Annotated in this window: 8 protein-coding genes, 1 rRNA gene and 1 pseudogene (1 of these 10 cut by a window edge); 9 read left to right on the top strand and 1 reads right to left on the bottom strand. The window is 36.8% G+C overall.

All coding sequences use genetic code 11. The annotated features are described in order from the left end of the window. From CC92_RS0108600 to CC92_RS0108575, 6 genes are all read left to right on the top strand, one after another. Positions 1-1,538 (top strand): 23S ribosomal RNA (locus CC92_RS0108600) (it extends 1,379 nt beyond the left edge of the window). 794 nt (positions 1,539-2,332) lie between these two features. Beyond that, positions 2,333-3,415 (top strand): 3-phosphoserine/phosphohydroxythreonine transaminase, encoded by a 1,083-nt coding sequence (gene serC, locus CC92_RS0108595; RefSeq protein WP_029503297.1) that lies wholly within the window; start codon positions 2,333-2,335, stop codon positions 3,413-3,415. A gap of 19 nt (positions 3,416-3,434) precedes the next feature. Beyond that, entirely contained in the window at positions 3,435-4,595 is a 1,161-nt protein-coding gene (locus tag CC92_RS0108590; RefSeq protein ID WP_029503299.1) for a phosphoglycerate dehydrogenase, read from the top strand. A 399-nt stretch (positions 4,596-4,994) separates the two neighbouring features. After that, complete coding sequence (locus tag CC92_RS0108585) at positions 4,995-5,579, top strand: xanthine phosphoribosyltransferase (RefSeq protein ID WP_029503300.1); 585 nt, start codon at positions 4,995-4,997, stop codon at positions 5,577-5,579. Between the two features lie 146 nt (positions 5,580-5,725). After that, positions 5,726-7,447 (top strand): ABC transporter ATP-binding protein, encoded by a 1,722-nt coding sequence (locus CC92_RS0108580; protein ID WP_029503301.1) that lies wholly within the window; start codon positions 5,726-5,728, stop codon positions 7,445-7,447. Positions 7,448-7,491: 44 nt separating this feature from the next. Continuing rightward, complete coding sequence (locus tag CC92_RS0108575) at positions 7,492-9,261, top strand: ABC transporter ATP-binding protein (protein WP_029503302.1); 1,770 nt, start codon at positions 7,492-7,494, stop codon at positions 9,259-9,261. 33 nt (positions 9,262-9,294) lie between these two features. On the opposite strand, the gene CC92_RS0108570 is transcribed toward CC92_RS0108575, so the two are convergent. Further along, complete coding sequence (locus CC92_RS0108570; RefSeq protein ID WP_029503303.1) at positions 9,295-9,918, bottom strand: class I SAM-dependent methyltransferase; 624 nt, start codon at positions 9,916-9,918, stop codon at positions 9,295-9,297. 282 nt (positions 9,919-10,200) lie between these two features. On the opposite strand from CC92_RS0108570, the gene manA reads away from it, so the two are divergent. The 3 genes and pseudogenes from manA to glgB all read left to right on the top strand — a co-directional run. Further along, a complete protein-coding gene (manA, locus tag CC92_RS0108565; protein WP_029503304.1) occupies positions 10,201-11,133 on the top strand; it encodes a mannose-6-phosphate isomerase, class I in 933 nt (310 codons plus the stop codon). A gap of 62 nt (positions 11,134-11,195) precedes the next feature. Continuing rightward, positions 11,196-11,855, top strand: coding sequence for a YesL family protein (locus CC92_RS0108560; RefSeq protein ID WP_051650754.1), 660 nt, complete (start codon positions 11,196-11,198; stop codon positions 11,853-11,855). A 216-nt stretch (positions 11,856-12,071) separates the two neighbouring features. Continuing rightward, positions 12,072-14,264 (top strand): annotated as a pseudogene (gene glgB / locus CC92_RS0108555) (1,4-alpha-glucan branching protein GlgB); the annotation flags it as partial. Between the last annotated feature and the right edge of the window lie 16 nt (positions 14,265-14,280).

The raw sequence follows: 14,280 nt of genomic DNA, 5'->3' as shown, positions 1-14,280 counted from the left end.
CTCTGGGTAAGTCGGGGCCTAAGGCGAGGACGAGAGTCGTAGTCGATGGACAACAGGTTGATATTCCTGTACCATATAGTAACAGAACTGTGGGGACACAGAAAGGTAGGAAAAGCCGGGAATGGAAAAACCGGCGCAAGCACAAAGTCAAGCTGGATAGGCAAATCCGTCCGGTGATGGTGAAGTGTGATGCGGAGTGAAATTTAAGTAACGAAGTTTCTGAACCTATGCTGTCGAGAAAAGCCGCTATTGTTTGCTATATGCCCGTACCGTAAACCGACACAGGTGGATGAGGAGAGAATCCTAAGGCCGACGGGAGAAGCATTGTTAAGGAACTCGGCAAAATGACCCCGTAACTTCGGGAGAAGGGGTGCCTGGGAAACCAGGCCGCAGAGAATTGGCCCAAGCAACTGTTTAGCAAAAACACAGGTCTATGCAAAACCGAAAGGTGAGGTATATGGGCTGACGCCTGCCCGGTGCTGGAAGGTTAAGGGGAGAGGTTAGACGCAAGTCGAAGCTTTGAACTTAAGCCCCAGTAAACGGCGGCCGTAACTATAACGGTCCTAAGGTAGCGAAATTCCTTGTCGGGTAAGTTCCGACCCGCACGAAAGGCGTAATGATTTGGGCACTGTCTCGACAATGCACCCGGTGAAATTGAAATACCAGTGAAGATGCTGGTTACCTGCGCCAGGACGGAAAGACCCCATGGAGCTTTACTTCAGCTTGATACTGGGATTCGGTGCTGCATGTACAGGATAGGTGGGAGACTAGGAAGTAGGAACGCCAGTTCTTACGGAGTCGCTGTTGGGATACCACCCTTGTAGTACTGGATTTCTAACCTGTAGCCGTGACCCGGCTAGGGGACAATGTCAGGCGGGGAGTTTGACTGGGGCGGTCGCCTCCGAAAGGGTATCGGAGGCGCTCAAAGGTTCTCTCAGAATGGTTGGAAACCATTCGTAGAGTGCAAAGGCATAAGAGAGCTTGACTGTGACACCGACGGGTGGAGCAGGTACGAAAGTAGGACTTAGTGATCCGGTGGTATAAAGTGGGATTGCCATCGCTCAACGGATAAAAGCTACCCTGGGGATAACAGGCTTATCACTCCCAAGAGTTCACATCGACGGAGTGGTTTGGCACCTCGATGTCGGCTCATCGCATCCTGGGGCTGTAGTAGGTCCCAAGGGTTGGGCTGTTCGCCCATTAAAGCGGTACGCGAGCTGGGTTCAGAACGTCGTGAGACAGTTCGGTCCCTATCCGGCGTAGGCGTAGGATATTTGAGAGGAGCTGCCCTTAGTACGAGAGGACCGGGGTGGACTGACCTCTGGTGTATCGGTTGTTCTACCAAGAGCATGGCCGAGTAGCCAAGTCGGGACGGGATAAACGCTGAAGGCATCTAAGCGTGAAGCCCCCCTCAAGATAAGATATCCCATTGCGAAAGCAAGTAAGACCCCTTAAAGACGATAAGGTTGATAGGACAAAGGTGGAAGTGTGGTAACACATGTAGCTGATTGTTACTAATAGGTCGAGGGCTTAACCTAAAAGGTTTGTTTAAAAAATCAATGTGAAGTTATTTAAAGAGAATGAATAGTGAAGAATGAGAGTATCTCTTATTTTTTACTATTTTTTTATTCATAGCAAGGAAAATTCACGAAGTATGCTTTTTTTTGTTTAAAGATAACAACAATATGGATAAATCTAGAGAAACTGTGGATAACAGTTTCTTTTTTTGGTTGAGCAGTGGATAAATATTTACATATTATCTATCTTAAGATAACATAGAATTGAATCATATCTGATAGGATTAAGAAGGGATTCATATATTTCTATAAAAAAAGCAGGACAGTATGAAGATCTGTATTCGAATGGATGAATAACTTTTATTTTAGTTGTTTAAGAAACATTATGACACTATGGTATTATTAGGAACTATTTTGGGCTATTAAGTATAGTAATAATATAAAAGTCATCACAATTATTATGTAAAAAATGGATAGTATTAAAATCAATATATGTTATAATTAATCAATGGTATAACAAGAAGTCTTTGCAGAGCTTTTTGATATACCTTTTTAATTATAATAAGCTCTCAAATTTCAATACAAAGTTATTGACTAAATTTTGACAAAGCTTTATAATGTAGTGTATTAAAGTGGCGCAGTGTTATTAAGCAAAGCTTTGAATGGCTGATAATAGGCTATAAGAATCTTTATCACAAGTTGTTCTAAGCATAAAGCTTGTGTCATAGCATGACTTAAAAGATGGTGTGATAAAGAAGTAGACTTTCGGCATAGTGTTAGGATAACGTTATCATAGGATTAAGGAGGATTTTCAAATGGGTAGAGTTTATAATTTCTCAGCAGGACCAGCGGTTTTACCAGAAGAGGTATTAAAGGAAGCCGCAGCAGAGATGCTTGATTATAACGGATCTGGGATGTCCGTTATGGAGATGAGTCATCGTTCTAAGGAATATGAAGCAATCATCAATACTGCAGAGCAGGATTTACGTGATTTAATGAATATTCCAGACAACTATAAGGTGCTTTTCTTACAGGGTGGTGCTTCTTCACAATTTGCTATGATTCCTATGAATCTGATGAAAAACAAAGTAGCAGATTTTATTATTACAGGGCAATGGGCTAAGAAAGCATATCAAGAGGCTAAGCTATATGGTACAGCGAATGCAGTTGCTTCTTCTGCTGATAAGACATTTTCTTATATTCCTGATTGTTCCGACCTTCCTATCAGTGAGAATGCTGACTATGTTTACATATGTGAGAACAATACGATATATGGAACAAAGTTTAAGACACTTCCAAATACCAAGGGAAAAACATTAGTTGCTGACGTGTCCTCTTGCTTTTTATCAGAGCCTGTAGATGTTACGAAGTATGGTTTAATCTATGGTGGTGTTCAAAAGAACATTGGGCCAGCTGGTGTTGTTATTGTAATTATACGTGAGGACTTGATTACTGAGGATACCTTACCGGGAACACCTACGATGTTTCAATATAAGATTCATGTTGATAACCAGTCTATGTATAATACACCACCTGCATATGGTATTTACATCTGTGGGAAAGTATTTAAGTGGCTTAAGAAAATAGGCGGACTTGAAGCAATGAAGGTTCATAACGAGAAGAAAGCGCAAATTCTATATGATTTCCTTGACCAAAGCAAGATGTTTAAAGGAACTGTTGTGAAAGAGGATCGTTCTTTAATGAATGTTCCATTTGTGACTGGTTCCGAAGAATTGGATGCGAAGTTTGTGAAAGAAGCTAAAGCTGCGGGATTTGTGAATTTAAAGGGACACAGAACTGTTGGTGGTATGAGAGCAAGTATCTATAATGCGATGCCAATCGAAGGTGTAGAGAAACTTGTTGCATTCATGAAGGAGTTCGAAGAAAAGAACGCCTAAGTCAGGGGGGAGATAAGATATGACAAAATATAATTGTTTGAATCCAATTGCACCAGTTGGACTAAATATATTTAATGATAACTATGTAAAAACCGATGTAGTTGAGGAAGCAGAAGCAGTATTAGTTCGTAGTGCAGCAATGCATGATATGGAGTTTTCTGCTAACTTAAAAGCAATTGCCCGTGCAGGTGCAGGAGTTAATAATATACCATTAGATAAATGCGCAGAGCAGGGTATTGTTGTATTTAATACACCAGGTGCGAATGCAAACGGTGTAAAAGAATTAGTTGTAGCCGGAATGCTTTTAGCTGCTCGTGATATTAACGGTGGTATCAACTGGGTTCAGACAGTAAAAGAGGATTCCGATGTAGCAAAGCTTGTAGAGAAAGAGAAAGCAAAATTTGCTGGATCTGAAATTCAGGGAAAGAAGCTTGGTGTTATAGGTCTTGGAGCGATTGGTGTTCTTGTAGCGAATGCTGCAAATAGACTTGGTATGGAGGTATTTGGTTGCGATCCATACATTTCTGTTGAGCATGCATGGAACTTATCGCGAGATATCATATACGTAAAAACGAGAGAAGAAATATTCAAAGAGTGTGATTATATTACAGTTCATGTGCCATTACTTGATGATACAAAGAAGATGATAAATAAAGAAACCTTAGCCATGATGAAAGATGGGGTTGTAATCCTTAACTTTGCTCGTGATCTCTTGGTAGATGATGATGCTATGGGAGAGGCTTTAAAGTCTGGTAAGGTGAAGAAGTACGTAACGGACTTCCCTAATGCTAAAACTGCTTCAATGAAAGGAGTAATTGCAATTCCTCATCTTGGTGCTTCTACAGAAGAGTCGGAAGATAATTGTGCAGTTATGGCAGTAAAGCAACTTCGTGATTATATCGAGAATGGTAATATTGTTAATTCCGTGAATTATCCTAGCTTAGATGCTGGAATTTGCCAGGCAGGTACTCGTGTAACGATATGTCATAGAAACAAACCAAACATGCTTGCTCAATTTACGACCGTATTTTCCTCAAAAAATATCAACATTGAGAACTTAGCAAATAAGAGTAAAGGTGACTTTGCATACACGGTTCTTGATTTATGTACTGAGGTGACAGAGGGATTTGTGAAAGAATTAGAAGCAATTGATGGTGTATTAAAGGTAAGAGTTATTTAATTCAGATTTTATTCTATGAAAATACTTATTTCATTGAGCTGTGTTTTAAATTTATAAATAGTAAGAAGCTTAGGTAGCTATCTTATGAATCATCAAAGAACAGGCAAATTGGATTTTCCTATGTTGAGCGGGTAAGCAATACATAAGAGTTCAATTTGCCTTTTTATTCTTGGCAAGGAAAAGTACTCGAAGCGTACTTTGTCTTGTTTTAACCGAATCAAGTAAGTCACTCTCTTCAAATGCGAATATCCGCTTTAACTAATCATATAAACGGTTATTATATAAAATCAGGTTGCTAGAAGAAAAATCATTTGAATAATAAAAAATTACGTGTATAATTGTATGAGAGTGCGACTAAAGTTACACATTACATAAGGATGTTTGGAAAGGATTTTTAAAATGCAGTTATTAAAAGATAGAATAAGAGAAGATGGTATCGTGAAACAAGGTAATGTACTAAAAGTGGACTCCTTCTTAAACCATCAGATGGACATTGAGTTAATCAATGAGATAGGAAAAGAATTTAAAAGATTATTTGAGAAAGAGAAAATTACTAAGATTTTAACGATAGAGGCATCCGGTATTGGTATCGCATGTATAGTGGCTCAGTATTTTAATGTTCCAGTTGTATTTGCAAAAAAAGCACAAAGCATCAACATTGATGGTGAAGTTTTTGCTACAAAAATAGAATCGTTTACACATAAAAAAACATATGATGTCATTGTATCTAAGAAGTTTTTAAAACCATCCGATCGAGTTTTAATCATTGATGATTTTCTGGCTAATGGCTGCGCGTTGGTAGGCCTTATTGATCTGGTAATTAGCTCAGGTGCTTCTGTTGAAGGAATAGGAATCGTAATTGAAAAGGGATTTCAATCTGGTGGTGAAATTATTCGTGAAATGGGAATTCATTTGGAATCATTAGCAATTGTAGATAGTATGAATGCAACAGATGGTACCATCGTGTTTCGAGGAGATAAATAAAGAAAGATTGCACCACGGAAAGTTACTGTGGTGCATTTTTATATTGAAAGCTTTTAGTAAGTAGAACAGAGGAAATCTTTATAGAAACTGAAATAAACCAAGGAAAACACAAAGGACAAAAGATATTCGCAATTAGGGAGGGAAACATGGATAGAGTATTTCGCTACTTAAAACCTTATTATGGGCAGATGACTCGAGGGTTAATTATTAAAATTGCTGGAACCTTTGCTGACTTAGGATTGCCATGGGTATTAGCATATATATTGGATGATATCATTCCTTATGGTAAAGTGTCGTATATCCTATTCTGGGGTGGCATTATGGTTCTTTTGGCTATTGCTGCTAGAATGCTAAATATTATTGCAAATCGTATGGCATCAAAAGTGGCTAAAAATAGCGTACAGGCTATAAGACATGATACCTTTGAACGGATCACAAATTTATCTGGAGCACAGGTAGATCAATTTACAGTTCCTTCTTTGATCTCTAGAATGACCACGGATACCTATAATGTGCATCAGGTGATTGGTATGATGCAACGTCTGGGAGTACGAGCACCAATTATTTTAGTTGGTGGTATTGTATTAACTTCAACTTTAGATCCTGTCCTAACTCTTATCCTAGTTGCAACTCTTCCACTTCTAGGTTTACTTGTTTACCTTATCTCTAAGAAGGGTATCCCCATGTATACCAAGGTACAGGCTTCTGTAGATAAGATGGTTCAGACAATTCGTGAGAATATTTCTGGAATACGTGTAATTAAGGCATTAAGTAAAACAGAGTATGAAATACAGAGATTTCGTAAGGTGAATGATGAGGTAATTGGAAATGAAATAAAAGCAGCTAGTATAATGGCACTATCAAGTCCAATTATGAATTTAATACTAAATACAGGTCTTGCTATTGTAGTAATCATCGGTGCATTTCGTGTGAACGCAGGTGCTATGCAGCCAGGAAAGATTGTTGCTTTCTTATCCTATTTTACAATGATATTAAATGCTATGATGTCGATTACCAGACTCTTTATTAACTACTCAAAAGCAAGTGCATCTGCAAAACGACTCAAGGAAGTTTTGGATACAAAAGAGGATCTCATTGTTACTCCAGTTAAAATTTCAACAGAGCAGGAACAAGAATATTTAGCCTTTGATCAGGTATCCTTTAGCTATGAAAATGATGAAGAAAAATTAAGCCTAAAAAATATTAGTTTTCAGTTAAAAAAGGGAGAAAGTCTTGGTATTATCGGTGCAACCGGTAGTGGAAAAACTACTTTGATTCAATTATTAATGCGTTTTTATGATGTGACGGAGGGCCAGATTATCATAGAAGGGAAAGACATTAGATCGATACCACTTAAGGAATTAAGAAAAGAGTTTGGAGTTGCATTTCAAAATGATGTTATTTTTGCTGACACCATCTCTGAAAATATTTCTTTTGGACGGAGCCTTTCAATGGAACAGATCATAGAAGCATCAAAAGATGCTTGTGCTTATGATTTTATCATGGAGAAGGAGAATGGTTTCTCCTATGAAGCAGCAATCAAAGGTGGAAACTTGAGTGGTGGGCAAAAGCAGAGATTATATATATCAAGAGCTCTTGCAAATCATCCGAAGTTTTTGATACTTGACGATTCCTCTTCTGCCCTTGATTATAAAACAGATGCAATGCTTCGCCAGGCTATTCGTAATAATTATCAGGAAACGACTATTATTCTAATTGCGCAAAGAATAAGTTCTATTATGCAATCGGATCACATTCTTGTGCTGGATGAAGGGGAAATGTTAGGATATGGCACTCACGAAGAATTAATGGAACATTGTGAAATTTACCGTGAGATCTATGAATCTCAGATGGGCAGCATGGAATAGGATTAAATATTGAAATATAAATACTGAAAAAGAGAGGGATAGTCTTGGCAAAGGTTAAAAACACTTTAGAAAAACCTAAAAATACTGGTAAAGTTTTACGTGGATTATGGAGATATCTAAGTACCTATTGGTGGATGCTTTTGGGTGCGATTTTGCTTGCCATGGCAAGCAACCTTTTTGCATTAGTGGGACCTATGCTTTCTGGAGAGGCAATTGATTTGATTGAACTTGGAGTTGGTAAGGTTCCAATCAAAGAGGTGCTATGGTATGCCGTTTTGATGATAGGATTTTATATTGTATCTTCCATATTGTCTTATCTTTTATCCATATTAATGATTCGTCTAAGTCAAAGAATCGTTAGAAAAATGAGAAATGATGTTTTTGATAAGTTAATGGAATTACCAGTTGGATTTTTTGATCAACATCTTGCCGGAGATATTATAAGCCGAATTTCCTATGACATAGACGTTATTAATACATCACTTTCTACGGATTTGGTTCAGATTTTTGCAAGTATCATAACGGTGGTCGGTTCTTTGATTATGATGGTAATTATCTCACCAAGTCTGGTACTTGTGATGTTAATTACAATTCCGATGTCTGTATTATATACAAAATACATGGCGAAAAAAACAAGACCGTTATTTCGTAAGCGTTCAGAAAAACTCGGTGAAATGAATGGTTTTGTAGAAGAGATGGTATCCGGTCTTCGAACGATAAAAGCGTATGCAGGAGAAGAGGTTGTATTAGAAAAATTTGATCATATTAATGGAGAAGCCGTAGAAGCGTATTATCAAGCCGATTATTACGGAAGTATTGTTGGACCTACGGTAAACTTTATTAATAATATCTCACTTACCTGTGTTACTATCGTAGGTTCTGTTTTATATCTATACAATAAACTAACCCTTGGTGATATTTCTTCCTTTGTACTGTATTCTAGGAAGTTTTCTGGTCCTATCAATGAGGCTGCGAATATTATAAGTGAGCTTCAATCTGCTTTAGCAGCGGCAGAGAGAGTATTTCGAGTACTAAATGAGCCTTCGGAAGTAGCAGATGTGTATCAGGCCAAAGAATTAGCCAATGTGCAGGGTAAGGTATCAATTAAAGATGTATCTTTCGGATATACAAAAGAGAAGACAATTATCAAGAATCTAAATTTAAACGCAGAGGAAGGAAGCTTAATTGCAATTGTTGGTCCAACAGGAGCAGGCAAAACTACAATCATTAATCTCTTGATGCGCTTTTATGATGTAGATGAAGGTGCAATCTATGTCGATAACAATGAGATTAGAGAATTAACAAGAGAAAGTTTACGAAAAGCTTATGCAATGGTGTTGCAAGACACCTGGATCTTTGGCGGAACGATATATGATAATATAGCATACGGAAAAAAAGATGCTACAATGGAGGAGGTTGTTGCTGCTGCAAAGGCTGCTAGGATTCATTCTTACATTAAGAATTTGCCACTAGGGTATAACACAGTATTAAATGAAGAGGGTATGAATATTTCAAAAGGCCAAAAACAGTTATTAACGATAGCTAGAGCGATGCTTTTGGATGCTAAGATGCTAATTCTTGATGAAGCAACATCGAATGTTGATACAAGAACAGAGATTCAAATACAAAAAGCGATGAGAAATTTAATGGCAGGTAAGACCTGTTTTGTAATTGCTCACCGATTATCTACAATTCAGAGTGCTGATAATATCTTAGTTGTAAATGAAGGGAATGTCGTTGAACAGGGAACTCATTCCGATCTTATGAAGAAACGAGGATTCTATTATCGTTTGTATGCTTCTCAGTTTGAATAAGAGATGATTATTGAAAGAACGGTATATAAAACGCTAATTATGCCTTTGCTTCATTTTACGGGTTAGCTTCTTACTAAGACCATTTTCCTTTTTTTCATTAGAAGGTTTTCTTTCTTTCGGACGTTTTTGAGCTATGAAGATGTAATAGCCATCCTTTTCATGAATTTCTACACCACCAAAGACAGAGATTATTTTATTCTTATACCAGTCTTTTCGTTTGGTAACCATATAGAGCTTTCCACCCATGATTAGCCTGCGATAGCTCTCCTCAATGAAATGTTTTGGTACAGAGAAATCTACATGATACGGAGGATTTGATAGAATGAGGGAATACTCATTCTTTGGGAGCTCACGAAATCCATCACTTTGTAAGATGGTGAGCCCATCCGATACTTGATTATATTCTGCATTTTTTTTGCTAAGTTCTACTGCTTTTTCTGAGATGTCACACATGGTTACTTTTGAGGGAGATAGTACTTTACTGGCATAGATGCCAACTAAGCCATATCCGCAACCAAGGTCTAGTAAGGTATCAGACTTGTCTAAAGTTACGAAAGATAGCATAGCCAAGGTACCACGATCAGCAAAGGATGGTGAAAAAACTTCTGGGTCGGTAATAAAATCGAGTGATGTATCATCTATAGTAACATGTATCATATGAAGGAAAAACCCCTTTCGTTTTTTATTCAAGAAAGTAAGACTGTCCAATATGGATTTTTGAATAAAATGTTTTATTTTTATTTCCAATTTTATAATAATAGTAATGCTAAAATTATAGCATGAGTGCGTAATTTAGTCAAAATATCTAAAGAAAATAATTATTACAACTCCTAATCTTGTGACGTTTTTTTCTTTTTATTAAATGTGTATAAATTGCAGTATTAGTATTTAAAAATAGCTTGTTAGATGGTATAATGGGAAAAAACAGTGGAGGCAGCTATGAGGGAGATATTGTTTCTGAAACCAGTATTTAAAGAGATGATCTGGGGAGGAACGAGACTAAAAACTGATTTTCATTATGAGATTCCAAGTAATAACACCGGAGAGTGCTGGGCAATCAGTGCACATCAGAATGGTGATTGTGAAATTATAAATGGAAGCTACAAGGGCTATAAATTAAGCAAATTATGGTCAGAACACAGAGAAATATTTGGAGATATAAACCAAGAGGTTTTTCCATTGTTAGTTAAGATTATTGATGCGAAGGATGATTTAAGTATTCAGGTTCATCCAGATGATACTTATGCGAAGGAAAATGAGAACGGAGCATTAGGAAAGACAGAATGTTGGTATATTCTTGATTGTGATGAGGATGCATCTATTGTAATCGGTCATCATGCAAAAAGTAAAGATGAGTTACGGAAAATGATAAGTAACAATGCATGGTCGAACTTAATTCGTATTCTTCCAATTAAGAAAGGTGATTTTTTTCAAATTGAACCGGGTACAGTTCACGCTATTAAAAAAGGTACCTTGATTTTAGAAACACAACAAAACAGCGATATTACGTATCGATTATATGACTATGGTCGATTACAAAATGGAAAGCCAAGAGAGTTACATCTAAATAAGAGCATTGACGTAATCCATTGTCCTCATAATGATATTCAAATCAATCGTGATAAAACAGAATACCCAAATGCGATGAAAGAGCATCTTGTAACTTGTCCATATTATACTGTAAATAAGATTGAAATAAACGGAAAACAAGAATTTACACAAGAAGAACCATTTACATTAATCAGTGTAATTGAGGGAGATGGAGAGATAGATGGAACCGAAATTCATAAAGGAGACCATTTTATTATTCCTTCAAATTATGGTACATATCAGTTGACAGGTAAACTTCAACTGATAGTATCACACGTTTAATTAGGTTACTTTGCTTAGTAGTAGATAAAATATGAGCGATAAGCTATATTTAGGAGGAAAAAATGAGTAATTTTTTTAATATGGACAATGCATTCTTTACAATTATGGGAAAAGTATGGGACATGATACTCCTCAGTATTATCTGGGTATTGTGCTCCATGACGATTGTGTTAATTGGTCCAGCCACAACTGCAATGTACTATAGTGTAGTGAAGGTAATTCGCCGTGAACGTGGCTATGTGACAAGAGAATTTTTTCATTCATTTAAAGATAATATTAAGTTAGGTATTATAACAACGATAATATTCTTTGCTTTAAGTTATGTGATGTACATTGACTTTTCTTATTCTAAAGTTATGCTAGATCAAGGAAAAAGTTATGGTTCTTTGTTAATTGCTGGATTTATTGCAATCACAACAGTATTGGTATTCATTTTAATTTTTATTTTTCCAATATTATCAAGATTCACTCTTAATTTAAAAGGTTTATTTAAAACAGCATTTATTATTGCGATGAAGCATTTCCCAACTACATTTTTATTAGCGGTTATTATTGCAGTATTTGGATTAGCAGTGTACCTAATCTACCCAGCGATCTTTATTGCACCAGCACTTTGCTGTTTGGTATGTTCCCTCTTAATAGAACGTGTATTTAAGAAATATATGCCAAAACCGGAAGGAACAGAAGAAGAGACAGGAAAGGACTTATGGTACTGGGAATAAAATCTCTATACTTTTATAATACCTTTCATAGACTCATGTGATAAGCAAGCCATTGTTATGTTACTTATAACAATGAGCTTGCTTTATAGTTAATAAAAAAGGTTCGTTGTTTAATCATTGCTGTAATTAAGATAGAGAGCGGTATCTTTTACATTCTCTAAAAATTCTAGAAAGGAAAAGGTGGATTTAAATTGGATAATCTGCCAGTGTTTATGTATGAATGATGCATTATATCAAATGATGAATTGGGAAGCAATTGAGGCAATTGTATATTCAGAACACGATAATCCACACGAAATTCTAGGACCGCATAAGACGGAAAATGGAGTTATAATTCAATGCTTTTTTCCAAATGCTAGTGAGGTAAAAGTTAAAACCGAGTCAACACATAGTGAGCAGTATGAGATGGAACAAATGGACGAAGCTGGTTTTTTTTCAGTACTTCTTCCACAACAGGAAATCCCAAAATATAAGCTAATTGCTACTTATCTGGATGGGAATACAGAAGAAGTCACTGATCCCTATTCTTATCCCACAATGATTACAAAAGAGGACTGCGAGAATTTCAGACATGGAGTTCATTACAAGATTTATGAGTGTTTAGGAGCACATGTAAAAACAATTCGTGGTGTGAAAGGAACCTTGTTTGCTGTTTGGGCACCTATGGCAATACGTGTTAGTGTAGTTGGAGATTTTAACCTTTGGGATGGTAGAAAACACCCAATGAGAAGACTATCGAATTCAGGTATTTATGAACTTTTTATTCCGGGGGTATCCCATGGAGAGCTTTATAAATTTGAGATTAAGGCAAAAGGAGGTTTAACTTTCCTAAAGTCGGATCCCTATGCTTTTTATGCAGAAGTAAGGCCTAATAATGCTTCTATTGTCTATGAAAGGAAGAAATATCCTTGGGAAGATAAAGAGTGGCTAGCAAAAAGAAAGAAGTCAAAAGTGAAAGAAGAGCCAATGAGCATTTACGAGGTTCACCTTGGTTCCTTTAGGAAACCAACTGAAGAAAACGGTAGTTTCTATAATTACAAAGAGCTTGCACCAATGTTAGCGTCTTATATAAAAGAAATGGGGTATACTCATATTGAGATAATGCCAATTATGGAACATCCACTTGATGCCTCCTGGGGATATCAGGTTACGGGATATTATGCTACGACCTCACGATATGGGACACCTGATGATTTTAAATATTTTATGAACTATATGCATCAAGAAGGAATCGGTGTCATTCTTGACTGGGTACCGGCGCATTTTCCAAGAGATGCCTATGGTCTCTCTAATTTTGATGGAACATGCTTGTACGAACATAAAGATCCAAGAAAAGGCTCTCATCCGCACTGGGGAACTCTAATTTTTAATTATGGTCGTCCACAGGTATCCAATTTCTTAATAGCCAACGCATTGTTTTGGTTAGAAGAATATCATGTTGACGGAATTCGAATGGATGCAGTTGCCTCGATGTTATATCTTGATTATGGTAAAAAAGATGGAGAATGGGTTGCAAATGAGTATGGCGGACATGAGAATTTGGAAGCAATGGAAATGTTAAAGCATTTAAATTCAATCGTAAAAAAGCGAAAAGATGGAACGATAATAATCGCAGAAGAATCTACTGCTTGGCCAATGGTGACTGGTGACTTAAAGGAAGGCGGCCTTGGTTTTGACTTTAAGTGGAATATGGGGTGGATGAATGATTTCACTAATTATATGAAACAGGACCCACTGTATCGAAAAGGTTACCATGGAGCACTAACTTTTAGTATGGTTTATGCTTATAGTGAGAATTTTATCTTAGTGCTATCCCATGATGAGGTTGTACATGGAAAAGGATCTATGATTCAGAAAATGCCAGGCGAGCTCTGTGATAAGTTTGCCAATCTTCGTGTAGCGTATGGATATATGATGACGCACCCAGGAAAGAAACTATTATTTATGGGGCAAGAATTTGGTCAGTTTTCGGAATGGAACGAGGAAAAAAGTTTGGATTGGGATCTTCTTAAGTTGAAAGAGAATGCTTCCCTTAAAGAATATGTAAAACATCTTCACAAGCTATACTTAGAACATTCGTCGCTTTATGAGACCGATCACCTTACCGAAGGATTTGAATGGGTTAGCAGTATGGATGCAGATCATAGTATCATAAGCTTTGTTCGTACTAATAAAAAGCAAAAAGAAAAGCTTTTTGTAATACTTAATTTCACCCCTGTGGTATATAAGGATTATTATGCCGCAGTTCCTGTTATGGGTAAATACAAGGAGATATTGAATAGTGATGATACCTCATATGGTGGAAAAGGTTTTGTGAATAAGAGGATGAAGAATGCCATAGCGAAAGAAGTTGATGGTAAAAAACAGGCAATTAAGATTACTCTGCCACCACTTGGAATGGCAGTGTTTCGTATTATATAAAAAC

The sequence above is a fragment of the Lachnoclostridium phytofermentans genome (assembly GCF_000733755.1).
In the GTDB taxonomy this organism is placed as follows: domain Bacteria; phylum Bacillota; class Clostridia; order Lachnospirales; family Lachnospiraceae; genus Lachnoclostridium; species Lachnoclostridium phytofermentans_A.
This window is presented reverse-complemented; position numbering and strand designations above follow the sequence as displayed.